At 56.9% G+C, this 22816-nt stretch carries 16 protein-coding genes; 9 read left to right on the top strand and 7 right to left on the bottom strand.

Annotated elements, in window-relative coordinates; all coding sequences use genetic code 11:
• Positions 1-582 precede the first annotated feature (582 nt).
• The 5 genes from AB4Z00_RS25885 to rpoD all read left to right on the top strand — a co-directional run bounded on the left by AB4Z00_RS25885 (position 583) and on the right by rpoD (position 8029).
• A complete protein-coding gene (locus AB4Z00_RS25885) occupies positions 583-1575 on the top strand; it encodes a MucR family transcriptional regulator (protein WP_442047808.1) in 993 nt (330 codons plus the stop codon).
• A gap of 387 nt (positions 1576-1962) precedes the next feature.
• A complete protein-coding gene (locus AB4Z00_RS25880) occupies positions 1963-2352 on the top strand; it encodes an NUDIX hydrolase (protein ID WP_442047807.1) in 390 nt (129 codons plus the stop codon).
• A 1256-nt stretch (positions 2353-3608) separates the two neighbouring features.
• Positions 3609-4562, top strand: a complete 954-nt coding sequence (locus tag AB4Z00_RS25875; protein WP_442047806.1) for a manganese catalase family protein — start codon at positions 3609-3611, stop codon at positions 4560-4562.
• 454 nt (positions 4563-5016) lie between these two features.
• Entirely contained in the window at positions 5017-5796 is a 780-nt protein-coding gene (locus tag AB4Z00_RS25870) for a ZIP family metal transporter (RefSeq protein ID WP_442047805.1), read from the top strand.
• 199 nt (positions 5797-5995) lie between these two features.
• Entirely contained in the window at positions 5996-8029 is a 2034-nt protein-coding gene (gene rpoD / locus AB4Z00_RS25865; protein ID WP_442047804.1) for an RNA polymerase sigma factor RpoD, read from the top strand.
• Between the two features lie 25 nt (positions 8030-8054).
• Here rpoD and AB4Z00_RS25860 read toward each other — a convergent pair whose 3' ends face one another.
• Entirely contained in the window at positions 8055-8411 is a 357-nt protein-coding gene (locus tag AB4Z00_RS25860) for a hypothetical protein (protein ID WP_442047803.1), read from the bottom strand.
• Between the two features lie 131 nt (positions 8412-8542).
• On the opposite strand from AB4Z00_RS25860, the gene AB4Z00_RS25855 reads away from it, so the two are divergent.
• Complete coding sequence (locus AB4Z00_RS25855; protein WP_442047802.1) at positions 8543-9436, top strand: SDR family oxidoreductase; 894 nt, start codon at positions 8543-8545, stop codon at positions 9434-9436.
• 497 nt (positions 9437-9933) lie between these two features.
• Here AB4Z00_RS25855 and AB4Z00_RS25850 read toward each other — a convergent pair whose 3' ends face one another.
• Both AB4Z00_RS25850 and AB4Z00_RS25845 read right to left on the bottom strand, forming a co-directional pair.
• Positions 9934-13065 (bottom strand): DEAD/DEAH box helicase, encoded by a 3132-nt coding sequence (locus tag AB4Z00_RS25850; protein ID WP_442047801.1) that lies wholly within the window; start codon positions 13063-13065, stop codon positions 9934-9936.
• A complete protein-coding gene (locus tag AB4Z00_RS25845) occupies positions 13065-13658 on the bottom strand; it encodes a PRC-barrel domain-containing protein (protein WP_442047800.1) in 594 nt (197 codons plus the stop codon). The genes AB4Z00_RS25850 and AB4Z00_RS25845 overlap by 1 nt, the downstream gene beginning before the upstream one ends.
• A gap of 877 nt (positions 13659-14535) precedes the next feature.
• On the opposite strand from AB4Z00_RS25845, the gene AB4Z00_RS25840 reads away from it, so the two are divergent.
• Positions 14536-15063 carry a hypothetical protein gene (locus AB4Z00_RS25840; protein WP_442047799.1) on the top strand — a complete coding sequence of 176 codons (528 nt, stop codon included), beginning with the start codon at positions 14536-14538 and terminating at the stop codon, positions 15061-15063.
• Positions 15064-15595: 532 nt separating this feature from the next.
• On the top strand, positions 15596-15733 hold the full coding sequence (locus AB4Z00_RS25835) for a DUF1328 family protein (RefSeq protein WP_442047809.1): 138 nt from the start codon (positions 15596-15598) through the stop codon (positions 15731-15733).
• A 681-nt stretch (positions 15734-16414) separates the two neighbouring features.
• Here the strand turns inward: AB4Z00_RS25835 and AB4Z00_RS25830 are convergent.
• Positions 16415-17182 carry a histidine phosphatase family protein gene (locus tag AB4Z00_RS25830; RefSeq protein ID WP_442047798.1) on the bottom strand — a complete coding sequence of 256 codons (768 nt, stop codon included), beginning with the start codon at positions 17180-17182 and terminating at the stop codon, positions 16415-16417.
• 1741 nt (positions 17183-18923) lie between these two features.
• Between AB4Z00_RS25830 and AB4Z00_RS25825 the strand changes: the two genes are divergently transcribed.
• The gene (locus AB4Z00_RS25825) at positions 18924-19091 is read left to right on the top strand and encodes a hypothetical protein (RefSeq protein WP_442047797.1); all 168 of its coding nucleotides are present in this window, start codon (positions 18924-18926) and stop codon (positions 19089-19091) included.
• A 940-nt stretch (positions 19092-20031) separates the two neighbouring features.
• Here the strand turns inward: AB4Z00_RS25825 and AB4Z00_RS25820 are convergent.
• The 3 genes from AB4Z00_RS25820 to AB4Z00_RS25810 all read right to left on the bottom strand — a co-directional run bounded on the left by AB4Z00_RS25820 (position 20032) and on the right by AB4Z00_RS25810 (position 22400).
• Positions 20032-20295: a DksA/TraR family C4-type zinc finger protein gene (locus AB4Z00_RS25820; protein WP_442047796.1), complete on the bottom strand. Its 264-nt coding sequence runs from the start codon at positions 20293-20295 to the stop codon at positions 20032-20034.
• A gap of 671 nt (positions 20296-20966) precedes the next feature.
• Positions 20967-21497, bottom strand: a complete 531-nt coding sequence (locus AB4Z00_RS25815) for a hemerythrin domain-containing protein (protein ID WP_442047795.1) — start codon at positions 21495-21497, stop codon at positions 20967-20969.
• 609 nt (positions 21498-22106) lie between these two features.
• Positions 22107-22400, bottom strand: a complete 294-nt coding sequence (locus tag AB4Z00_RS25810) for a DUF1488 family protein (RefSeq protein WP_442047794.1) — start codon at positions 22398-22400, stop codon at positions 22107-22109.
• Positions 22401-22816: the final 416 nt, after the last annotated feature.

Raw genomic sequence — 22816 nt, 5'->3', positions numbered from 1 at the left:
CGCCTGCACAAGCGCGTCGGACGTTCGTGCAGGACGATAGCATCACGCCCGACGCGCTTGTGCAGGCGAGCGTGCCGGATTATTCAACCGCAAGACTCTCGTTATGATCGAGGGACCGCCGGGGGGCAGGTCACCGCGCAAGGCAGCCGTTTGATGGTCAACGCTGCTGCTGCGATCGGTCCAATTTACGATTTACATGCCGGATAAAATCAGTGTTGGCGATGGGGAATTGAGTAATAGTGCAAGCTATTCAAACCATCGGTTTGCTGCTAAGCCATTGTTTGAAATGCAAATGGCGTGAAACATTGTATGATGGTAAAAGCGCGGCTTCGAGACGTTCGAAAGACCGGCCATGGCAAAGGCAGGCACCTCGATTTTGGCAATTCGCTTTCTCGGACGCGCGATCTCACAGAGATCCTGGCCCGCCCTTGATCTCGTTGCCGATAGTTAGCCTTGGTCGCGAATGGCCGTCTACCAGGAATAGATTTGTCTGAAAATGTTGTGCTTGCCGGAAAAGGCTTTACTTGATCTGCGTTAGGAGAAAGAACAGCTTACCAATCCTCCTTTTGAGAGAAAATCTTCATGTCTGAAGCTGAGCAGCCGGAACTGGCACGTCTTACCGTCGAGTTACTGAGCGCCTACGTTGCGAACAACACAGTTCAAAAGGATGAGCTGGCCGGGTTGATCGAGACCACGCGCGCCGCGCTTTCGGGAGTATCGAATGATCGTCGGGTTGCAAAGGATCATACGCCGGCTGTTTCGATCGAAGACAGCCTGGCATCGCCTGAGCACATCGTCAGCCTTATCGACGGAAAGCCGTACAAGACGCTAAAGCGGCACCTCGGCAACAACGGGCTGACAGCGGATGAGTATAAGGCTCGTTACAAACTGCCGGCCGATTATCCGCTAGTAGCTCCGAGCTATTCCGCGCATCGGCGCAAAGTTGCAAAGAACATGGGGCTTGGAGGCCGCCCTGCTTCTTCTACGTCCGCAAAGGCAACTGAAGCCCCGATCGTATCCGCTGACGCCGCTGTAGTCCGGGCGAAGAGCGCTGTTGCAAATTCAAATTCGAAAGGCTCTGCGAAAAGTGGGCCAGCCGCAGCGGCTAAGCCAAAAAAGTCAGTTTCAGCCAAAGCTCGGGAGCCGCAATCGCCGGCCACGCAGGCCGTGGCAGACGCGCCTTCGGTGAAGTTGCCTGTGCGGTCTGCAAGTGAGCTGGCGACGACGACTACAACAAGCATTGCTCCTGAGGCGTTACAGAAAGCAGCCAAGCAGACGCGCAGAATGGCTCGGGCGAAAAATGAATCGAGTGCAAACGTGCAGGGCGAAGCTGCAAGTACTGGCACACCTGCACCTGCTCCCGTCAAAACTCGCAAGAAGCTTGGCATCAGCACGGCAACTAAGGTTTCAGTAGCGTCCGCTTCCGAGCAGCCGGGCACCGCAGGCAAGGTGGAGTTTGCAAAAAACAGCCCCTCGCCGGCTTCAAAGACCGGGGCTCCGCGTACGAAGGCTAAAAAGAGCACTTCTAAACAGCCTTCGGCTAAGCGCGCCGAAGCCGGTCAAGAAGGCAACTGATACGCGTCCGACGTTGATTTGAGGATTTGTCAAAGGCGGCGGGCAGTCTTTTGGCCCGCCGCCTTTCTCGGTTTAACGGCTCGGGCTTGCACGTGAATGCACGGCGACATAGCACTTGATCTCAAAGGTTGCGCGCGACCGGGCAGGCGTAGTGGGGGCCGAGACCTTTTCTCATCCCCTGGCGCTCTGTAGACCCGAGCCAAGCTCCGACGATAAGGTGGCAAGCTTCCAGGGCCAAACGCAAAAGCGGTCTTGTTCGCTATTGCGCCCTAAGATGTCGCTTTCCTACATTTGGCGGAACCGAAACTCCGAACTTCTTTAGGAACGGCGCGTTTCCATTTTCCGCACGTCAGGTCTTGGTCGGCCGGCACTAAGGAGAGATCTCGCATGATCAAACAAGCTGTCGCTCTTCCATTCCGTTTCGGGAAAGATGGAGCGCTGGAAGTTCTTCTTGTCACGACGCGCGGGAAGGGGCGTTGGATTTTGCCAAAGGGAAAGATTGACCAAGGCTGGCGGCCGGCTGAGACAGCCGCGGCCGAGGCATTTGAAGAAGCCGGGGTAAGCGGGGCGATTTTAGAACCGCCGATAGCGGAATCGATTGCTACCGGCTGGGGCCGGGTCAGTGTTCACGCCATTCAAGTGGAACGCGTGCTCGATGAGTGGCCAGAGATGGGGCAACGGGAGCGCAGATGGGTGGCAATCGACGACGGAGTGGAAATGGTCACTGATAAGGGCCTCCAACAACTGCTCAACCGCGTCGCGACCGAGGGATTATGAAAAGCCGCGCAGGCGTAATGCTTAGAACAAAGATGGCCAGCTGCCTCAATTTCTCATGTTTACAAATGCCTTCGACGCCCCTGTTGTATTAAACGACTGAATTTAAGCAAACGGCTGTACCTGACTCCATTTGAGCCTTCTCCACAAATACGTTAATAAGGGAGGAAGGATGGCACAAGGCGTCGGGATGCTCTTAGACATTCGCGGCTCGTGTAAAAATAGCGACTGAATATAAGTGCGGCCGCGGATCAGCATATCTTCGAGATGTATTCCACGTGCGTGAGATGGAATTATGTATAAAATTGGTCGGGTTTAAAATGTCGGTCTTAAGGAATGCCGTTAGTATAAATTGAGACAATGCCGATAATTGACGTGTTTGGGCTTTCGGGGACTTTTCGCGTCACTTTGGCACGGATCGGCTTTATGTATCTAGCGGACAGTAACGAAAAAAACCTCGCAGTCGGACCGACTGCGAGGCAAGGATACAGGTTGAACGCGAAATGACCCGCGCTACCGCGGAGCTTGTGAGGGCAAGACCGCCGCGGTGCCACTAAAACTGCGGACAGCATATCGATGTTCCCGGGTAGACCTTTTTTCTTTTTTCGCGAGCAGCAGATCGCGATTTACACCAGCTGGTGCAGGCAAGTGTAGGGACATCGGATTAGCCCTTGCCGGGTGACGTCGAGCGCTCGGCGTGCGGCATACCGCACACCAGGCGGCGCTAGCGCCCAGAGTCGCGCGTGACGTCACGTCTCTCGTGGTCTTGGATACGCCGTTTAGCTCTCGAGTTTCGAAGTGCTCGGCACCTCTACACATTGCGCGTGTACGTCGACAAAGGAGAAAATCTTCGAACCAGGTGCCGTTGTTGGCGCCGGAAATGGCTCTTCTCGCATAACGTCGCGGCGTTTCCGATCCAAATTTTGTTCGTTGCGACTTCATCGTAAAGTTGAACCGCGGGGCAGCGCCATTGGTGCCTTTGAGCACAAGACAACCCGCATAGATCGACCGCTGCCTTCTACTCGTAGGTTCCAGAATACCCGCTTTCCGGATTTGGCTACCACTGGTAGCCTGATCTTCATCTTAGCCAGTGGATGCGCGGTGCGGGATAATGCACATGAAAGTAGCGCTGCATCATAATTGGCAGGTAATCTTAGCAATCCATGTTGCAATATCGCACGATGCAGGAACGGGTTTGCGCCTTGCTTGCTATGCCAGTGACGCATCACGACAGTGCGGTACCTGAGATGGAGACGCGAATGTTTATGCATAACAAGCGCTTGCAGTATACAGTGCGTGTATCGGAGACTAATCCGGTTCTTGCATCTATGCTGCTGGAACAATTTGGCGGCCCGGACGGTGAGCTGGCGGCGGCGATGCGTTATTTCACGCAAGGATTGGGCGAAGTGGATCCCGGCCGTAAGGATATGTTACTCGACATCGCGACCGAGGAGCTTAGCCATCTGGAAGTTATCGGCTCGATCGTCGCCATGCTCAATCAGGGTGTGAAGGGCGAGCTCGCCGAGGCGAGTTTGGAGGAAGCCGAGCTCTTCATGAAAATGAACGCGGGCGGCGACAGTCACACGCAGTCGCTTCTCTACGGAGGGGGACCGGCACTTACTAACAGTTCCGGTGTGCCATGGACGGCTGCTTATGTGGATACCCGGGGCGATCCCACCTGCGATCTTCGCTCGAACATCGCGGCGGAAAGCCGAGCGAAGATTATATACGAGCGTTTGATCAACATCACGGACGATCCGGGCGTGAAGGATGCTCTCGGTTTCCTGATGACCCGCGAAATAGCTCACCAGAAGAGTTTCGAAAAGGCGCTATACTCGATTCGTGAAAACTTCCCGCCCGGCAAGCTCCCAGGGGTAGCGCCTTATACGGATATGTACGTCAACGCCTCGCAAGGTGAAGGCGATGCCCAAGGACCGTGGAACACCGGCGAGCAGTGGGAAAAGATCGACGACGTCGAGGCAGAACTCCCGTTCGGGGGCGGTGAAGGGCTCCCGAGTGTCGGGCTGACCGAAGCCGAGGCGGATACGGCCGCGGCGATGATGTCGCGTCTCAAGTCTGATCCGCACGACGATCCCCTTACCGGAACCGAGCTCGGGGCCGGGCCAGGTGCTGGAAAAGTGTCGGATCGTGATCTTGGCGGTGCTAGCGACATTGAAGAGGCCGCTGCGATAGCCGCGGCGAAGACCTCGTAAGAGCTCGTTATGGCAGTTGCGGATGCAATCCGTTGGGAATTCGTCATCGGACCGCTCGATGCGCATCCGTTGCAGCATCAGTCACCAGCCCTTGTGGACCGGTAGATGAGCACCTTGCAAATTTGCTGACGTAGAAATCCAGCTGCGCAGCTATCGAGAGTAACCGAGCTGAAACTTCTGCGATTGAAGAAAATCTTTAATGATCCTGAAGAAAGCCGTTCCGCGCTCAAGGAAGGTGCTGCATTGCTTGAGGGCAATTTCTCGAGACCTCTGACAGCGCGAATTACAAGGGATTGGTGATAATGGCAGACAGAGCCGTCTCCCGTCACGCAGCTAAGCTTCCTCGAGAAACCGCCGCCTTAGAACTGGCGATGGCTGAGTTTACCAATGTGTTTGCGCCAATCGCAGACAAGTACCTGGGCCGACGACCCGCTGGCGAGCAGGCGAGCCACTGATGGCATCGGGGGTGGTGGCAGGCTTGCTAGGCAGTCTCGCCGCCGGACTCGCGACCGGGATCGGCGTTCTGCCGGTCCTGGCACGGGGCCGCCTGCGAGACAGTGACGCATCGGGATGGTTGGGATTTGCGGCTGGCGTGATGCTAGCGGCATCGTTCTTTTCGCTGATCGTGCCCGCTCTCGCTTCGGCCAGCGAACAGGGCCTTGGCCCATGGATGCGCTCGTCTCTCGTGACGGGAGCAGTACTCATGGGAGCCGCTGGGCTTGCCGCGCTAAATAGCTGCCTTCCTTCTCTCGATATGATATCGGGCGAAAGCGGCGGCCTTGTCAACGACCGCAATCGCTCAACATGGTTGATGATCTTTGCCATCACTCTCCACAATTTCCCGGAAGGAGCAGCCGTTGGCTTAAGCTTTGCAGACGGCACATACGCATCCGGGATGCCTACAGCAGTAGGTATCGGGATCCAGAACGTACCGGAAGGCCTGGCCGTGGCTGGGGCCTTATCGACGATCGGCTACGGCCGTCTGGGCTCGGCATTGGGCGGATTGGCATCCGGCCTTGTCGAACCGGTGGCGGGACTGGCCGCCGCTTTCCTCGTGACCGCAACCCAGGTGCTGCTGCCGACCGGGCTTGCCTTGGCCGCTGGAGCGATGCTCTATATTGTTGTCGCGCAGATAATTCCGGGTCTGCAAGCACGCGGCGCGGCGAAAATTGGCACGAAGGGCTTCTTCGTCGGCCTTGGCCTGATGCTTTTTCTCGATACTGCCCTTGGCTAGGCGCGGTTGCGCGTCCGAGACCTGAGCRAGCTTGCTGATCCCGACCATGCCATCGTCGCAGGGGTGGCGGCGACTGCTGCATTATCACAAGGCACGCCGGCGCGGGAGATGGCGGCGGAACGGCCCTAGTGGTTCCTGCATTAAGATTATGCCCACACGCAGCCAGCGAATGGGTGAAGCGGGATGAACGAGGCAAACAATGAACAGTGACGGTCAAGGTGCTGGTCGGGAACCTCTTGTTGACCTGGGTCAAGGCGGGCTCGCTCGTTTGGTGGCCCGCGGAAAGAACCGGGGGTTCATCTCCGCTGAACAACTCAAAGCGGCATTGCAGCATGATCAAACGTCGCCCGGGCGGATCGAAGACATCATGGCCGCCATATCCAATATGGGGATCGAGATCGTTCAATATGAAGACCTTGAAGAGGATCCGGATACTGACGCCGGGGGGGAAGGGGGCAAGGATGGCCCGAAAGTTCCAGCTTGCAACGAAGACACCGACCCAACGTCGCGACAGGCACTAGATACCGGCTCGTCTGACTGGGCGGGCCGCAGTGACGATCCCGTACGCCTGTACTTGCGGGAAATGGGCGCTGCAGAAATGCTCAGCCGCGAAGGCGAAGCTGCGATTTCGAAGCGGATCGAAGCTGGCCGGGACATGATGATCCTGGGCCTCTGCGAGAGCCCGATCACCTTCCACGCCATCATCGAGTGGTCCGAAGCGCTCAACAACGGAGAGTTGCAGCTTCGCGAGATCCTCGATCTCGACGCCATGCTCTCGAAGGAGCCCGCGCCGGAAAGCCTGTCCGAAGATGGTGAGAGCGGCGACGACGGCGAGATCGGCGAAAAGGCGGCCATTCGCTCTTTCAAGGACGAGGACGAGGACGAAGTCGAGGAAGAGTCCGGCGACGAAGTCGATGAGGACGGCAACCCGATCCCCATGCGCGAAGCCGAGGAAGAGGAAGAGGACAACACCCTCAGCCTCGCCCAGATGGAAGCGGCCCTCAAGCCCGAAGCGCTTGAGAAGTTCATGCTCATCACCGAGCTGTTCCAGGCCTTCGAGCGCCTCCAGTCGGAGCGTCTTGGCGCGCTGGCGCTGGGCATCGACTTCCCGGCCGCCAAGGAAGACCAGTACCAGCAGCTGCGCGAAGACCTGACCGCGCAGGTCGAATCGGTGAAGTTCCACGCGACGAAGATCGAATATCTCGTCGACAACCTCTACGTCTTCAACCGCCGCCTCACCACGCTGGGCGGCCAGATGCTGCGCTTGGCGGAGCGTCACAAGGTGAAGCGCGCCGACTTCCTCCATGCATATGCAGGAAATGAAGTGAACGAAACTTGGCTCACCAACATGGCCAAGAAGGACAAGAAGTGGGCGGCCTTTGCCGAGGCCGAAGCCGATCCGGTCGAGCGCATCCGTGCGGAAGTCTCGAGCATCGCCGCCGCCACCGGCATGGCGCTTACCGAGTTCCGCCGCATCGTCAACATGGTCCAGAAAGGCGAGCGCGAGGCGCGCATCGCCAAGAAGGAGATGGTCGAGGCGAACCTGCGCCTGGTGATCTCGATCGCCAAAAAGTACACGAACCGCGGCCTTCAGTTTCTGGATCTCATCCAGGAAGGCAACATCGGCCTGATGAAGGCGGTCGACAAGTTCGAGTACCGCCGCGGGTTCAAGTTTTCGACCTATGCCACTTGGTGGATCAGGCAATCGATCACGCGCTCGATCGCGGACCAGGCCCGCACGATCCGCATCCCGGTCCACATGATCGAGACGATCAACAAGCTGGTCCGATCCGGCCGCCAGTTCCTTCACGAGCAGGGCCGCGAGGCGACCCCTGAAGAAATGGCTGAGCGCTTGTCGATGCCGCTCGAAAAGGTGAAGCGCGTCCTCAAGATCGCCAAGGAACCGGTCTCGCTAGATACACCCATCGGCGACGAGGATGACAGTAGCCTCGGCGATCTCATCCAGGACGCCAATGCGGTCATCCCCGTCGACGCGGCAATCCAGGCGAACCTCAAGGAATTGATCACGCGTTCGCTGTCAACGCTATCGCCGCGGGAGGAACGCGTGCTGCGCATGCGCTTTGGCATTGGCATGAGCACGGATCATACCCTTGAGGAAGTCGGCCAGCAGTTCTCGGTCACCCGCGAGCGTATCCGCCAGATCGAGGCCAAGGCGCTGCGCAAGCTCCAGCATCCGAGCCGATCACGGATAATGCGCGTTTTTCTTGATTGACTGCTTCTCTCAGGTACCAAACATGCTAGCTGCCGCTGTCGGGCGCGAATACCCCGCCGGCAAGATGTTGGCGGCGAGCGCGCCATTGGTTCAGGAACGGCTTGGCGGACTGCCGGAAGGCTTTGGGTGAAGTGGAGGCGCGGAGACCCTTACTTTTTCCGGTTCGCTGGCAAATGCCCGAGCGCGCGTTTGCCGCCGGGCTTGCCAACAAAGGAGCGATGCGGCCGTTACGCTTAAACCAGCCGAACGGAAGATCGAGCATGAGCGTGCATGGCACACGCGGCGCAACTGCATCGGGCGCACGTTCGGACCTCTCAGGATCAACCTTTTCATCGCGCCACGCTGCGGCCGCTTTTTCGAGAGCCTGGTAGGTACAGTCCATCTGACCGCTTAACCTCGCGAGCGCCAGGGAGGAAGCAGCCAAACGGATCCATGGAACCAGAACTTGGCTTCTTCTCTTTGTGTAATGTTCTCGGCTTTCGAAGCCGGGCCCATTCACCTAGAGGAGCACCCATGGTTGACCGCCTTGCGCTACAAGACCCCCGCACTCAGTATCCCCGGCCCCCTTTTCCCAAGCAGCCTCAGCCAGCGCCTGGCCAAGCTGCAAAAATGGATCCGAAGCCTGATCATGGTGAAGAAAGCTATGTTGGTGCTGGCAAACTTAAGGGTCGCAAAGCGCTTATCACCGGTGGGGACTCTGGGATCGGACGGGCAGCTGCGATTGCCTATGCCCGCGAGGGAGCCGACGTAGCGATTTCATACCTTCCAAGCGAAGAGAACGATGCCCAGGAGGTGATTGCGCTCATCGAGGCCGAGGGGCGCAAAGCCGTAGCTCTCTCAGGCGATATCACTGATGAGGCATGGAGCCGGCAACTGGTTGAAGAGGCCATCAAGGGCCTGGGCGGAATTGACATCCTTGTTATCAATGCGGGCCGGCAGCAATTTCGCGAAGACATCAGCGAGGTTACCTCGGAGGACTTCGACAAGACGCTGAAGACCAACCTTTACGCATTGCATTGGATTGCTCAAGCTGCAGTGCCGCATCTGCCCTGCGGAGCATCGGTCATCACGACTGCATCAGTGCAGGCCTATGACCCCTCCGATATACTTCTCGATTACGCCACGACTAAGGCGGGCATCGTTGCTTATACAAAAGCCCTTGCGAAGCAGCTCATTCACAAGGGGATTCGCGCCAATGTCGTAGCGCCGGGTCCGTTCTGGACTGTGCTACAGCCAAGCGGTGGACAGCCACAGGATAAAGTGGCGAAATTTGGAGAGCAGAGCCAGTTTGGCCGGCCCGGACAGCCGGTCGAAATAGCACCGGTCTACGTGTTGCTGGCCTCGCAAGAAGGAAGTTACATCACTGGCGAAGTTTATGGCGTCACTGGCGGGGCTGGGATTGCTTGAAACAACATCGCGGCCGGGATAAAAGTCCCGGTCGCCCCCCGCCTAGTTTTCTTCCTTGAAGAAGAGAGTTCGAGGTCCTCTGACCGGCTATGTCGAACGGCCAGAATGCTTTAATATTCGGTTTGTTCCGCCGGGAGTAAGGCTCACAGTGTGCTGCCGCAGATGTTTGGCGGTCTTCTGTATGCATTTCAGCGCGCAGCTTTGCGACGGGAAAGTACTGACGGCTCAGGCTGGCTTCCTCCAGTGGACTTGCAGCATCAGGCCGCCGGAGCGCTGATTTTTAGGTAGCGTCGGGTTCTCATACCGGCGAGCGCCCTAAGTTTGACATTGCCGCCATGGGTAGCGTCGCCGTCCTTGGAAGACCTGCCGTGATTGCGACGAAAGATGGCAAAACCTCGGAAATTCGGGCCTGCGACGAGCGATATTCATGACTACCTCTCGCGCCGCTTAAGAGCGCAGATTTTGTGCTGGTTCGCTCGCCACGCCGCAGTCAGAGATCAACTGGAAGTCATTGCCAGACTTTCGAGAAGCGCGCTCACCCGTTCCACACGCGTATCATCGGCGGTTTGCTCCCTTAAGATCCAGCGGCCGTCCTTACTGGAAAGGTCGAGGGAGCCGGGCAATTTGCGCTCTTTGCATCGCGGGGTCAGCGCGATGGCGGCTGGCCCCGCATCGATACGTTCGATGCCAGCCATCCGTGCTAAGATGGCAATCCGCGCGGCTTCGATAAGCCGTTCAGCCGACCGGGGAAGCGGCCCAAAGCGGTCAACGAGTTCTTCTTCAAGAGCTTCTATCTCGTAGCTTTCTGAAAGGCGGGAGAGCCTTATATACAGACCGAGACGAATATTCGCATCCGGTATCCAATCAGGCGGCAGGCTGCCCGCTTCTCCCAAGTTGAGGTCGGGAACCCAAAGACCCGGGTCTTCGCCCCGTGCCTGCTTAAGGGCAGCTTCGAATAGATGCTGGTAAAGGTCCACCCCGATAAGTTTCATATGCCCCGCCTGGGCGTCCGCGAGCAGATCTCCAGCGCCACGTTGATCAAGGTCGGCCGCGCTTATTTCGAACCCCGAACCCAGATGATCGTAAGTTGCAAGGGTACGTAACCGCTTGATCGTTTGCTCTCCTATTTTCCCGCTCTCGGTAAGAAGGAAGACCTGACCCCGCCGGGTGCCGCGACCAACGCGTCCTCGCAATTGGTGCAGCTGCGCTAGTCCAAAGCAATCTGCCCGCCATATCAGCATTGTGTTAGCGCGCGGTACATCGAGACCCGCCTCAATGATGTTGGTTGCAAGTAGCACGTCACCGAAACCATCGCCGAACCGGACCATCGCTTCGTCAATCTCTGCCGCGGGCATCTTGCCGTGGGCTGCTATGATTTCGAGGTCGGGAACGATGCGGGCCAACCGATCGGATAGTGGTCCCAGGTCTTCGATCCGAGGGACAACCACAAAGCTCTGGCCCCCTTTAGTCCGTTCACGCATGAGGGCAGTCCGGATCGTTGCGTCGTCGGGATCCACAACACTGGTACGGATTGCTTGCCGCCGTGCAGGAGGGGTCGCAATCACCGACATCTGCTGCAGACCAATCATGGCGCGGTGCAAAGTCCTGGGGATTGGGGTGGCACTCATTGCCAAGAGGTGGACGTCTGAGCGGCCACGGAACTTTTTCTTGTCGGCAGTGCCGAAACGCTGTTCTTCGTCAATCACGACAAGGCCCAAATTGGCATAGTGTATGTCTTTGCCCATGATCGCAGCAGTGCCAATGACGATGCTGATCGTGCCGTCGGCGAGACCTGTTTTCGTAGCCTTTTTTTCTGCCGAACTCGACAAACGCGAGAGTCCAGCGACTTCAATGTTCAATCCAGCGAAGCGGCGCTGGAATGTCTGCAAGTGCTGACGAACAAGGACGGTCGTTGGAGCTGCCACGATAACTTGGTAGCCGGCCAAGGCGGTTAAGGCTGCAGCCCTCAAGGCGACTTCGGTTTTGCCATATCCCACGTCCCCGATTATCAGCCGGTCCATCGGGCGTCCGCTGGCAAGGTCGTCTCTCACCGCCTGTATTGCCCGCGTCTGATCCGCAGTCTCGTTGAAGGGAAAAGTCCCTACAAAACGTTCATAACCGGCGCTGTCCGGCTCGATTACCGGTGCCTCCAGCTTCTTTCGCTGACGAGCGAGACGAAGWAGCTCGCGCGCGCTTGCCGCAAGAGCTTCATCAATCGCCTTGCGACGTTTTCCCCAGCTTGAGCCATCCAGTTTGTCGAGTTTTACCGCATCCTTGTCTGCGCCATAACGCCAAAGCCGGGCGGCTTCGTGCACGGGAACAAGGCGCCGGTTACCCCCGGCATACTCTAGAGCGATCAGTTCGGAACTGTCATCTTCTGAGGCCGCCTCCAATCCCATAACGCGGGCAATCCCATGCTCTTCGTGGACCACGAGATCATCGATTTGAGCGTCCCGGCTGCCGATCGGCAAGCCGCCGTTGCTCTGCTGGGATTGCCCGATCAATGCCCGGCTTCCGAGCAGATCTGCCGCAGCAATCATCACAATGTCACCGCAGATTGCGCCCTGGTCGATAGGAGCCACAAGCGCGGCGTTTGCACCGGCCGGGAGTTGGCGAATTGCATCGAGGGCATCGATCGCTGTGACTTCGGTTTGAAAGGTCTTTTCGAGCTTGTTACGCAAGAAGYGAATATCTCGCTCGCATCCAACCAGGAGCAAACGCTTACTTTCGCGCATGTGCGGCGAGGCAAATTGTTTCAGTGCCGACAAGGGTGCCCGCTGCTCGGCAAAGCGTGGAACTGGTGTGGTTTGGGGGAACGAAAGGCTGCCAAGCGACCAAGCTGCTAAATCCCGCTGCCAAAGGTCTGCTTCTGCTGCATCGATTTCATCCCGACTTGCTGACGCAGCTTCACGCGCCAGGCGGATAAAGCGCTCGCGACGTATGTTGGCTTGCTCCGACATATAAATCCGGCTTGGCGGAAGATGTCGAAGGATAGTCACCTCGGCGGCCGACGTGGGTTCTGCGGCACGTCCGATCGCAAGGCTGTTGAGGGGTTCTTCGGAGAGCTGTGTAACCGGATCGTATTGACGGATGCTGGAAATATGGCCCTGCGTCACGTCAATCCGTGCGGGCAGACCGGCATCTGCGGGGTAGATATCGATGACACTGCCGCGCACTGCGATTTCGCCGGGCTCGTCGACGCGGTCGTCCGGATAGTAGCCGATCGCTTCCATTTGCGCCGCGAATACAGCGGTGTCAATTTCCTGTCCTTCGTGAAGAACGGGGGGCGCTGCATCGAATGCCGATGGATCCGCATAAAGCCGCGCGGCCGCCTCGCCGCTCATGATAGTGGCAAGGCTGGAGCGTTCCGCATCCCGGTTCAATTGGCGAAGCGCGCGCAAGGCCGCAACCCGCTGTCCGATATTGGCCGGCGAGGCGGGCGCACTGTCGCCCGGAAGAGTGTCACTTGAAGGAAGAAAGACGACATGATGGGTTGGCATGAGCGCCGCAAGGGCCATTGCTACGACCTCGGCTTGCTGGTCATCGTCGGCAAGAAAGAGGAGATCGCGCGATGTTAGTTCTTCAGCCAGCGCAAGTATGATCTCTCCGGAATTGGGGGCAGCGCGCATTATGTTGCATTCCTTGTCAGCTGGTCGGGTGCGGCAGGCCACTCTCCGTCGACCAGCGGCGGCAGTTCTTCGTATAAGGCTCGAGAGAAGCGCAGAACCAGCTTGTCAAAGGCGAAGGAAATATTCTCTTTCCCGACAGCGCGAAGTTCTTCGCCGATACCGCCCAAGCCGCTCGATGCGATCACGACATAGCTGATATCTCCCGTTTTGCAGGTAACCAGCGCTTCTACTGCTTTGCCAATCTTTTCGCCGTTCTCCGCTTCGACAGGCATGCCTGCGACACTTGTGGCCGTAAACAAGGTAGGGAAGGGGGACTTGCGGCTTGCGACGCTCGCCGACTTGCCGCCATCTTCGTAAGCGCGCTGCTTGCCGAGCCACCGCCAGATTCCAACACAATTAACTAGTGTTAAGAAACCATTCGTAGCAAGCAGGTTTGTCTGGCCCGAGGAAAATCCGACTACCGACCAGGCGATCGAACCTAAGGTAAAAACAACAAACCCCCAACCTGTCACACGCGCACCGAGGTTCGCAGCGGTCATCATAGCAGCAATCATGGTGGCTGCAGGGGCAATCCAACCGGCGAGGTCTTCCAAGTGAGCGGCTCCTAACATGGCCCGGAGTTTCTTGAACGCTCGGCCGCTCACATGGTGGCTAAGGGCAAAGAAACTTCGCTCGAAGGTGACGGTCACTCGACGAGAGGTGTATCCTGGCGTAGCCGAATTTGAGATGCGGCTTTCGGCCTTGGGATATTGCCGGACCGATCTGTTCGCTCACGTGGGTGGTTTCTGGCTATCGGCCGCATCGAAACCGCCTTTTATTCTGGGTAGCGGAAACGGCCCAGCTGGTCTTTCGAGCTTCAGCGGTTCACCGTAAGGTTCGGTGCTGACATGGTTCGGCAGCAACATTCTGCCGTAGCGCTTCTATCTTGACACAAGGGACGCGACTTTTGAAGAATCCCCGCGCAGCGGCCCTGTCGCCGGAGACCTCAATTTGATGTTGCGGGAAACTCATAGCGGCGGACGAAACCAGGCTGAACCCACTGAGCGCGATCGCCCAGGAGCGAGGAGCATCGTTAATACATCTCGTCACGCCGTCACGAGGTTATGCGCCGCCCGGCGAGCCATATGGGAAGGGGGATCAGTTTCCAGCAACAGATGGCCCCCGCTTGTCGCACGACCTACGCCTTAACCAGCGATGTCCGGCGTTTGTTGGGTCCAGCACCAACCCGAAGCTGTTCAACGGCCAGGCGCAGTACGTTCATGTGAAAAACTGTTACCTAGCGGCTATGGACCGTTAGGAGAGACGAGTGTTGCGCAGCCGCCTTTTCAATTGCTGGGCCATAAACTGACACCTATGGCACTTTACCTGCAACGTCCCGGAGATCCGCGGGTAAAGTGCCACAGGTGGAAAATGTATCGCGTATAAAAGAAGGGGATTCACCTCGGCGAACTATACCGCTAGATTCGTGATATGTTCTATCAGCTCGATCTCTTCGCTCCGCAGCCAATCATGGAAAAGCCGTTGGACATGCCTGGCGTCGTCGAGAAGATCATGGCGGTTTCCCCTCGGCCGCGGTACACTTTGTTGGTCCTCAACATGCTGGCGAAAGCGGCGAACCCGAAAGGTGTTGCCGGCCCTTATATTATCGATGAAGGGCGGGCTGTTCCAGTTCGAGATTGGCTGGGAAGGGCGTTGATCCCCATGGCGCAGCGCCATCATCGCCGTCAGGACATCCGGCGCAAATTGCTCGATGAGATGAAGAAAAAGGCGATGGTTCCGGCCAGCCAGGCTGAATTGGACAAGCTTTTGGATGCTCAGGTGCAAGAGCGTCTGCAGCAATCGGCGCGGTGCGGCGTCAGTCGTGCGGTCTCCGACCTGGTACGGGCAGGGCTGGTTCACCGGCACTATCAAGGATACCACGTGGATCATCATAACCGCGGCGCCCAGCGTGAAGTTGTTTATACCTTGTTTCCAGAAGTGAAGGCGGCGCTGAGCTGATATCCGCTTTTCCGCATCGACAATCGGCTGACCTTCAGTACGGTCGCTCTAGCCTTATGCCAATTACAGCAGAGCAGCCGGCGTTTCAGAGGCTGGCGGGCATACCTGCTCGAGAGGTGCAACCATGGCACATGTTTCTTGGCGAGACTGCGGAAAGATCGAAGGACCTGATCAGGCGCTACGATGTCTAGCGCGTCTTAGAAGGCCGAGCCCGGTCATGTGCCCGTTCGCGAACTTTACCGAGGACGCACGGAAGCGCTATAGAAGCTTTGAAGCGCGCTGGCAGCGTGGCGCTATGTCATAATTCGTGGTTTTTGCGGCAGACCAGAGCGCATGATGCCGAGGCTTTAGCATGAAAATCGCAGGGAGTTCGTGCTTCCCAAATTCGTGCTCCTACGCTGCCAGCTGGCAGCGCACTCGGAACAATCCGATTTGCTGCAGGTTCTGGGACCGGAGTTGGTCGAGCTGTTCGACGCGACGCTCTCATTGAGGGAGAACGGATTTGTTTCGCTGGGCAATAATTTTCGCGGTCGTGGCTCTGATCGCCGCGCTTCTTGGTTTTGGCGGGGTCGCAGGACTTTCCGCAGGTCTCGCCAAGTTGTTCCTCGTCGTGGCAGTCGTAGTGCTGGCACTTGGCTTCTTCTTCGGTCGCGGCCCTAGGGCTCGTTAACGCCGATCATGGTTCAAAATACGGGGTGCTTGCCTTTCGGCCAGCGCCCCGTTCGACTGGGTTTAGCAGCGCTTTGAAGCTAGAATAGCTTGCGATGCTGGATCATCAGACCAGATTAACGAATTTTCGTTGCAATACGAGAGCGACTGCTGTCGCCGCGCGGGATATCTATCATGCTCGCTGTCTGGCAGAAGTACGCAGGCGAATTCATCTTTGGCGCCTTGAACTTGATCTTCGCCTCGAAGGGGCAGCCGGGTTATTCTGCTTCCGAGAGTTTGAATCTGCTCGCGTTCCCTAAATGCGGAACTTTCGATCAAGGGTTGCGCTTGAAGTGACGCCGCGGGCTATCTCCGTTATTACCTTTTTTACGTAGACCAGCGTTCTCGATAGGCCTGCATATATGCCGCAGGTGAGCAAAGAAGAGAAGTTTACGTCTTTTTAAACGCATGCTCCTCTTCTCGAACGTTGACGGCGAGAAGACTTAGTTTGCGGATGCCTGAGGTAGATCGGCGGCTTCCTGCAAACTCCTCGCGACGACGCATAAAAACGTTTCGGCGGTGCTTGAGCGGGTCCCTGTCGACAATCCGCCCCCTTGTCCTTTCCGGTCGAGTAGCGCTAGTCAGACGAGCTTAGGTACTTGGGTGCAATCAGCAGATCGCCTTCACACGACGTGCGGCATTGTCATCCGCGCGCTCCCGCTATCCTGTCAGGCGCTTTAGTGATCGGAGTGGCCCTGTCTTTCAGCGGTGCGGTTATGTTGTAGCGTTCAAGCACTAGCCCTCCCGAGCTGCCAGAGCGTCTGTCGAAGACATACTCGGTGACTGCGCAGTTGGCGACATCCCCCTCAGCATCGATGCGGAGAATTTCAGCTTCGCTCAGAGTCTCGACGATGTAGCGGATGCAAAGGACCACAACTTGATGGGAAAAAATCATCACTCGCCGACCAGCATAGTGCAGGGAGATTGTATCCATCACAGATCGGAGCCGGAGGATGACATCGCACCAGCTCTCTCCGCCCGGCGGCCGATGGTAAAATTTTCCGAGAAGCCGGCGGAATTCCGCCTGATCGGGATGAAGCGCCCCAATGCCTTTGCTTGTTAGGCCGTCGAGAATGCCGAACTCCTTCTCGCGAAGCCTTTCATCGAAGCAGATCGGCGTATTCGCCGGCGCGCCGCCACTAGCACGGAAAATTTCGGCCGTCTGGCACGCCCGAAGGTAAGGTGATGAAAGCAGGACATCAGGTCTTTCGTTGGCGGAGTGTGCAGCGAACCACTCTCCCAATGCACGCGCCTGGTCACGTCCCAAGTCGCTCAAGGGGACATCGGCATCACGGTTTGTCAAAGCGATGCGGTCGTGCTGGGCCTCGTGAGCGATGTCCCGCGCGACGTTACCAGCACTCTGTCCATGTCGGACAATCGTGAGGCGCGAAGGCCAATGAAGTGAAGCCATTTGAACTGTCCCGGGATAGCGGAAGGTTTGGAATAAGCCTGCTGAGCAATCATTGAGAGTGGTGCGAGCCTGCGCAAAAATCGGATAAACTTGTCCGAAGCCATAGCAGTGATTAATCTGTCCGCCATCGCTCCTCTCCGCAGCTTAAAAACGCATGAGGTAAGCAGAAGGATCCATCGGTTTGCCGTTCGTACAATTTCTTAGACCATATTGCGCAGGCAAAGCGCTGCGCCGCCCAGGGTTCGGCAAAGGTGGGGGCTACGCTTTGGCCGCGAACAGTCTCGACAAAATCGGCTAAAAAGCCAAAAATGCTATCGAAACGGGGCTTCGCGCCTAATTGGTGTTAAGTGATACGCCGCCGGATTGAAAAAAATCGGGGTCAATGCTGCCGACCATAAAGCCGCAAATTGCTATGCAAGGTACTTGCTGACGTCTGCGGGTTTCAGCATCGCCGCGATGACGACGGGCAGATGTGTTGGGCGCTGGCCTGAAACCGCATCGAGCCAGAGCGCGTCTTTCATCGAAATTACGCCGTCTTTGATGGCGGTTGGAAATGGACAGCCTGCACATTCGCGGAAGCGGAAACCAGCTTTGATCGGACAACGAATTTATCCGTGAAAGCGTCGGCGCGGTTCGATCAAGATCTCTGATCGTGACGGGATCGGCTGTAGAGGAAACTGGCGAGCGCTGCCAGAAAGACGGCGGTGCGCGATGTCTCTTATCAGCTAATAGTCTGGTTGGTCGTGTTTTTTACCGCTGCATCTGCAAAGGTTCGCGGATTATCGCGCATTCCTTGATACGGACCGCCGGCAGTATGATCAGGCTGGTGGGTGTCTTTGCAGGCAGTAGCCTTCTCCTCACACCGTGCACATCGTTCGCGGAGTGCCGAGCGAGTGACACTCGAGGGTGGGCCAACGCTCTTTCTGGGTACTCGAGCGCCTTCTAATAAAAAAGGATCGAAAAGGGACGTCGCTGTCAAGTACGGTGATGGGGGCGTACGAGTGACCCTTTGGTGGACGCGCTTCAGTGCGGCGACATCTCAGACAGATCAGCTTGATCGATGAACTCGGCGAGATCCCGCGGCTTGGTTGCTCCTCCGTCTGGCACAAAGACAGCAAGTTGCACTGCGCGAGGTCGCACGTCGAAATATTGAGGCCGCCCCGGAGGGGCGGCCTCGGACCGATTGAGGGGGGATCGGTTGTCACATGCACTGTGGGACACACAGTGAATAACAAATTCACGGCAAGCGCCATTGTTCCCGGTAGGCGCGCACTCGGCCTAGGGTCCGCGCGCCGGCTGTGAAAAAGAAATGATGTGTGGGGTTTCGGAACCGGTCCGAACGGGATGCCCACTATGTGTATTGACTTGGGCGGTCGGTCTCGCCTAGCAAAACCGCGGCCGCGAGTTCGCTACCCACAACCCGCAAGCTCGCGGCCACCGTTGGGTTCCTTCCGTGCAAGTGCAGAGGAAGCCAGGTAGCATTGCCATGTCACTCCGCACCGGGAAGTCAACGTCGTTCACTATAGGTGCGACGGGGCGGTTGCGACTTACATCTTGTCAGCGAGGCTGCGCAAGTGAGGAGGGAAAAAGGCCCTCGAAAAACTCTTCTTCGATAATGCAAAAGGAGCAAGGTCCGTTTACCGGTGATCGGGAAAGGGCTGGAACTTTTTTGCGCTAGATGCGATTATAGCGCGACCGAACCGTAGATGTTCGGGGCACAGGATGTATGAGGCGACCACAGATGCGTGAACGAAAGGCGTTACAACGTCAAAGTCCGATATCGAATAAAACCGGACAAATGGCCCTGCGCGTCGCCGTCGTTGCGTTGACCATCCTCATCGCTATCTATGCAACAGCCAACGTCGTGCATATCGAAAAACATCCGAGCGTGGCGACGGGTAAGCGATAATTCCGGAACTCGGATGACACGCGGAAAGAGCAGTCGACCGAGTGCTTAGTTGCGGAAGAACGGTATAGGAAGCGAGACGCCGCTTCCGGCCGGTCTGCGCCGCAAACGATCAGCATCGGCGGCCTTTTGTTGCGCTTTAGCCAAACTGTCCGTTTCGCAAACACCGTCCTGAAGCCCGCCAGACCTTTCGTCATGACCATGTGATTTTCGCATCGAGTTCTCCCAATTGTTATGACAGTCCCGAGTTTTTCTCGTGGAAGTACCTGTCTGCTTGCATTTCACGATAAAGCCTACAGGTTTTTTTAGAATTAGGAAGTCATATGCGACTATCGCTTGATCATTTTAATGGCGAAAAAGCAATATTTTATGCTTTCTGATCCATGACTAACGGGCGGCAACGGACGTCTAGGCTTGCATATCCGCTTACGATATCCAGACTTATGGACGAACTTCCATCTTCAAGCCTCCTCATTTCAGCGTTAACGGAGGCATGAGTTGCCCATGCGCAGAGTCAGATACGATCGATTCCGCTAGGCGACGTCCATAACAGCCGATCCGGGGAGGCGCGTTCCTTGCATCCTTTTCCTCGAGCAACCCAGATGGATGCGCGCGAGCGCGGCGGCCGCGCTAACCGGAGCGGTAGGAACATGGATAGATTGCTGCCTTCGAGAACGCCGCAGCGATGCGCATCTGCTCGAGAATGCTTCCAGATCTGAAGAGCGCTGAGGAAGGCCCAAGGAAGTGATTATGCTCATTCCGACGGCAAATCACGCAAGGAGCCTCCAGGGCGTCGATGCCAGGATCCGGCCGGTCTGGTAGTTTCACTATTCTGGGCCGCCAATGAAACAAAGCTTTATCAAACAGGCGTGATGGATCTGCAGCAGTGATCGACGATCAGCAGCGGAGCAGGAAGAGTCAGCTTTGCCCGGCGAGACTGTCCTCATCGCAATTGGCTATCTTTGCTGCCCCGCCGGTTGATCTGCGAATGGACGACGGTTTTATCGCGTTGCGCTTGGCAAGCAACGCAGGTGCGTACACCCGCCAATACTTCGCGCCGCCGAGCTGGGATGGTTTCCCCGCAGTCTTCGCAGCACTCAAGCCCCTTACCAACGGGAATCCTGGCGCGTGCGCCGCGGACCGCGTCGGTAACCGTGTCGTCAATCTGATCTTGCACCGCGCCATCGCGCGACCATCCACCGGCCATAGCAGTCCCATTCCTATCCTGAGTTAAACGTGGGAACGCGTGGGGTTCGGTTCAATGCTAGCTTTGCGCCGGCACGTAGTTCGCGGCTCGCGAATAAGCTTAGCAGGGCTTCTGAAGCTTTTTATCAAAATCGAACCGGGCGAGAGATTGTCTGCCGAACAGATCAAAATCCAGTCACTTTGCTCCGATTGACGGTAGGGGCGAATTCCGTGGGACGCTGAAGGCTGAGCCGGAAACGAAGCTATCGACTGAGCGGCGGCCGCGTGGTGGCTCTGCATATCGTAGAAGCTCGCGCGATGGCCGGAAGGGCTCATGGCATCGTTAACGCAGTTTCTAATCATTGTGACGAGTGCCGCAAGCGGCGGTAAGGGGAGTGGGTGCGGTTGCGCAGCTAGGTGCAAGCCCGCGATGGGACGCACCAAGGATCAAACTAGATGCAGATTATAAAATCTAGGGTCGTTGGAGAAAGTGATACTTGTCTTCGAACACCGAATAAAAAGGTGTTCAGTCCATGGTCTCGGGATCGCGCTAGCCTCTAGCCTAATTGTAAAAGAACCTAACGCCAGAAGCGAAGATTTTCGCATGACGAATTAATGCTTTGTCGCCCGCGCCGTTTAACGTTATAGCGTGGTCTGTGAACCCTGAGCGCTGCTCAGGGTTCACTGGAAATGTCAGGCTGCCGCGGCCTTCATCAACTCTGCTTTGCGCGCGGCAAGCTGCTCACCCAAAGCTTTAAGATCCATGTCGCTCGAGCGGCATTCTGGGAAAAGCTCCTTCTCCTCCTCTTCGACGTGATGATCGACGTATTCACCGAGCACGGTCACCTTGGCATCGAAAAGCGGGTCGCCAACCTTGCCCTCCTGAATTTGAGCAATCAGATCTTTAGCGCTGGCATGCTCGACTTCAGCTTCGTCGAGCAGATCGTCGTCCTCGATGGCATCGTAGGCGGCAGGATAGAAGATTTCTTCCTCTATTTGAGTATGCACCGTTAGCGCGAGACAGATCTTATCAGCGAGTTCCTGTTTGGCAGCGTCGTCATCGGTCTTGTCATATTCCTTGAACCAGGCTTTCACTTCACGATGATCGTCCTTGAGCAGCTTGATGGCATCGCTTGGGCGAGCTGCCGCTCGTGTTGATTTGCGAGTCGAGCGGGATCCCGTCTTCGCCTTGGCCCGGGAATTCTTTTTTGTATTCGTTGTCATGTTGGCCTCCTTTCCTGTGAAAACGAGAAAGGCGGTCTGGCAGGAAGGTTCCCGCTGAAGCCGATACAGGGCGAAAGGATTATCCATCGTTTCACCCAAGTCGGTCTTATCTGGGTTCAAGGTCGCACTCACCGTAACCGCGAGCTGATCGATTGAACTTAGCCAATGTCGTGCCTTGCTTGAAAACAAGACAGCACAGCCACGTCAGGCTACTGCTGAAAACAAGCGAATCCTAGTAAAAAACAAGATCTTGATGTGTCCTTCTTCGCCGCGCTCGCCAAAGGACGAGGCCGCGCGATAAATCAGCAAGCGCCGGTCATTCAATTTGCGCAAGCGATGACTAAACAACAGGAACTAACCCCGCTCTTGTTCGCGTCCTTCGCGCAGGCGACCCGCCTTCGCACTCAATCCGACGGTCCGCCCTTTTGATGCGCAGTTCGGCCGCCCCGTCCAGCCGATAGTTTTTTTCATGTCCGGCACAGAGTAACGGTCCGATCTTGTGGCCGCCTTGATTGGGCGTTGAATCCAGTAGCGAGTTCGGATTGGTTAACGAAGGCAAAGAGAAAGCGGTGCAAGTTCTAAGTGGTGCGGCTTGCAGGATACCGGATATTAGCAACTCGCTTTCACATCGACGTCGTTTATGAAATAAACGGGTTGGGTGTCTCCAGCAGATCGCCAGACGCGTACTGCCGCTTCAAGGAAAAGGTCCTCGTAGTTGTCAAACGTCAGCAGTGCGATTTCCTCATTGAGCGCCGCAGTCAGATGACCGACTGAAATCAAGGCCGATCGTGTCACAATGAACTCCAGCTCGCTTCCGTTTTGGCGAGCAAAGAAATTTACCGCCTCGCGTTCTCCTGACCAGAATCGGCTTGCGGCGTCGAAGTTTAGATCAGGCACTTCCATTTTGGATCTCCGGCAGTGGCTTTGCCCATTCAGGCCAATCTAATCGGAACGTGCAGGTCGTGGCGAAGTTTCTGATGTCTGGCAGGCTGAGACCAGGACAACATGGAAAACACGTTCGGCGGCGCCTTCTCATACGGTGACGCCTGTATACCGGCGCGGTGTTGGGGACTGAGGTCCTGCCGCTTGAGAAAGGCCAGCCCGGCGCACGTTACCGTTTTTCGGTGACGGCAGGAAGCGCTGCTGTAGAGATTACGGAAGCAGGGGAACGGGGTAAGCGGTCAAAATCCCCCACATTTTCAGAAGCTCTGAGGTTGGTAGTTTCGTCGCATTGAACGGCGAGGTTACCAGTGAGTGATGAAATTGATTTCGAAACATGTTTCGAAACGAGCGCCCCGGGTCAGGTGCAGCGGCTTGGC

It is taken from the genome of Novosphingobium sp. YAF33, from assembly GCF_052113265.1.
In the GTDB taxonomy this organism is placed as follows: Bacteria; Pseudomonadota; Alphaproteobacteria; order Sphingomonadales; family Sphingomonadaceae; genus Novosphingobium.
The sequence above is the reverse complement of the archived record's forward strand: the minus strand, read 5'-3'. Positions and strand labels throughout refer to the sequence as shown.

Excerpts from the sequence above, each read along its gene's own strand:
- AB4Z00_RS25875 (WP_442047806.1), top strand. The coding sequence starts at position 3,609 with ATGTTTATGCATAACAAGCGCTTGCAGTATACAGTGCGTGTATCGGAG.
- AB4Z00_RS25860 (WP_442047803.1), bottom strand. The coding sequence starts at position 8,411 with ATGGACTGTACCTACCAGGCTCTCGAAAAAGCGGCCGCAGCGTGGCGC.
- AB4Z00_RS25885 (WP_442047808.1), top strand. The coding sequence starts at position 583 with ATGTCTGAAGCTGAGCAGCCGGAACTGGCACGTCTTACCGTCGAGTTA.
- AB4Z00_RS25840 (WP_442047799.1), top strand. The coding sequence starts at position 14,536 with ATGTTCTATCAGCTCGATCTCTTCGCTCCGCAGCCAATCATGGAAAAG.
- AB4Z00_RS25855 (WP_442047802.1), top strand. The coding sequence starts at position 8,543 with ATGGTTGACCGCCTTGCGCTACAAGACCCCCGCACTCAGTATCCCCGG.
- AB4Z00_RS25815 (WP_442047795.1), bottom strand. The coding sequence starts at position 21,497 with ATGACAACGAATACAAAAAAGAATTCCCGGGCCAAGGCGAAGACGGGA.
- AB4Z00_RS25830 (WP_442047798.1), bottom strand. The coding sequence starts at position 17,182 with ATGGCTTCACTTCATTGGCCTTCGCGCCTCACGATTGTCCGACATGGA.
- AB4Z00_RS25820 (WP_442047796.1), bottom strand. The coding sequence starts at position 20,295 with ATGGCCGGTGGATGGTCGCGCGATGGCGCGGTGCAAGATCAGATTGAC.
- AB4Z00_RS25880 (WP_442047807.1), top strand. The coding sequence starts at position 1,963 with ATGATCAAACAAGCTGTCGCTCTTCCATTCCGTTTCGGGAAAGATGGA.
- AB4Z00_RS25825 (WP_442047797.1), top strand. The coding sequence starts at position 18,924 with ATGCGTGAACGAAAGGCGTTACAACGTCAAAGTCCGATATCGAATAAA.
- AB4Z00_RS25870 (WP_442047805.1), top strand. The coding sequence starts at position 5,017 with ATGGCATCGGGGGTGGTGGCAGGCTTGCTAGGCAGTCTCGCCGCCGGA.
- AB4Z00_RS25810 (WP_442047794.1), bottom strand. The coding sequence starts at position 22,400 with ATGGAAGTGCCTGATCTAAACTTCGACGCCGCAAGCCGATTCTGGTCA.
- rpoD (WP_442047804.1), top strand. The coding sequence starts at position 5,996 with ATGAACAGTGACGGTCAAGGTGCTGGTCGGGAACCTCTTGTTGACCTG.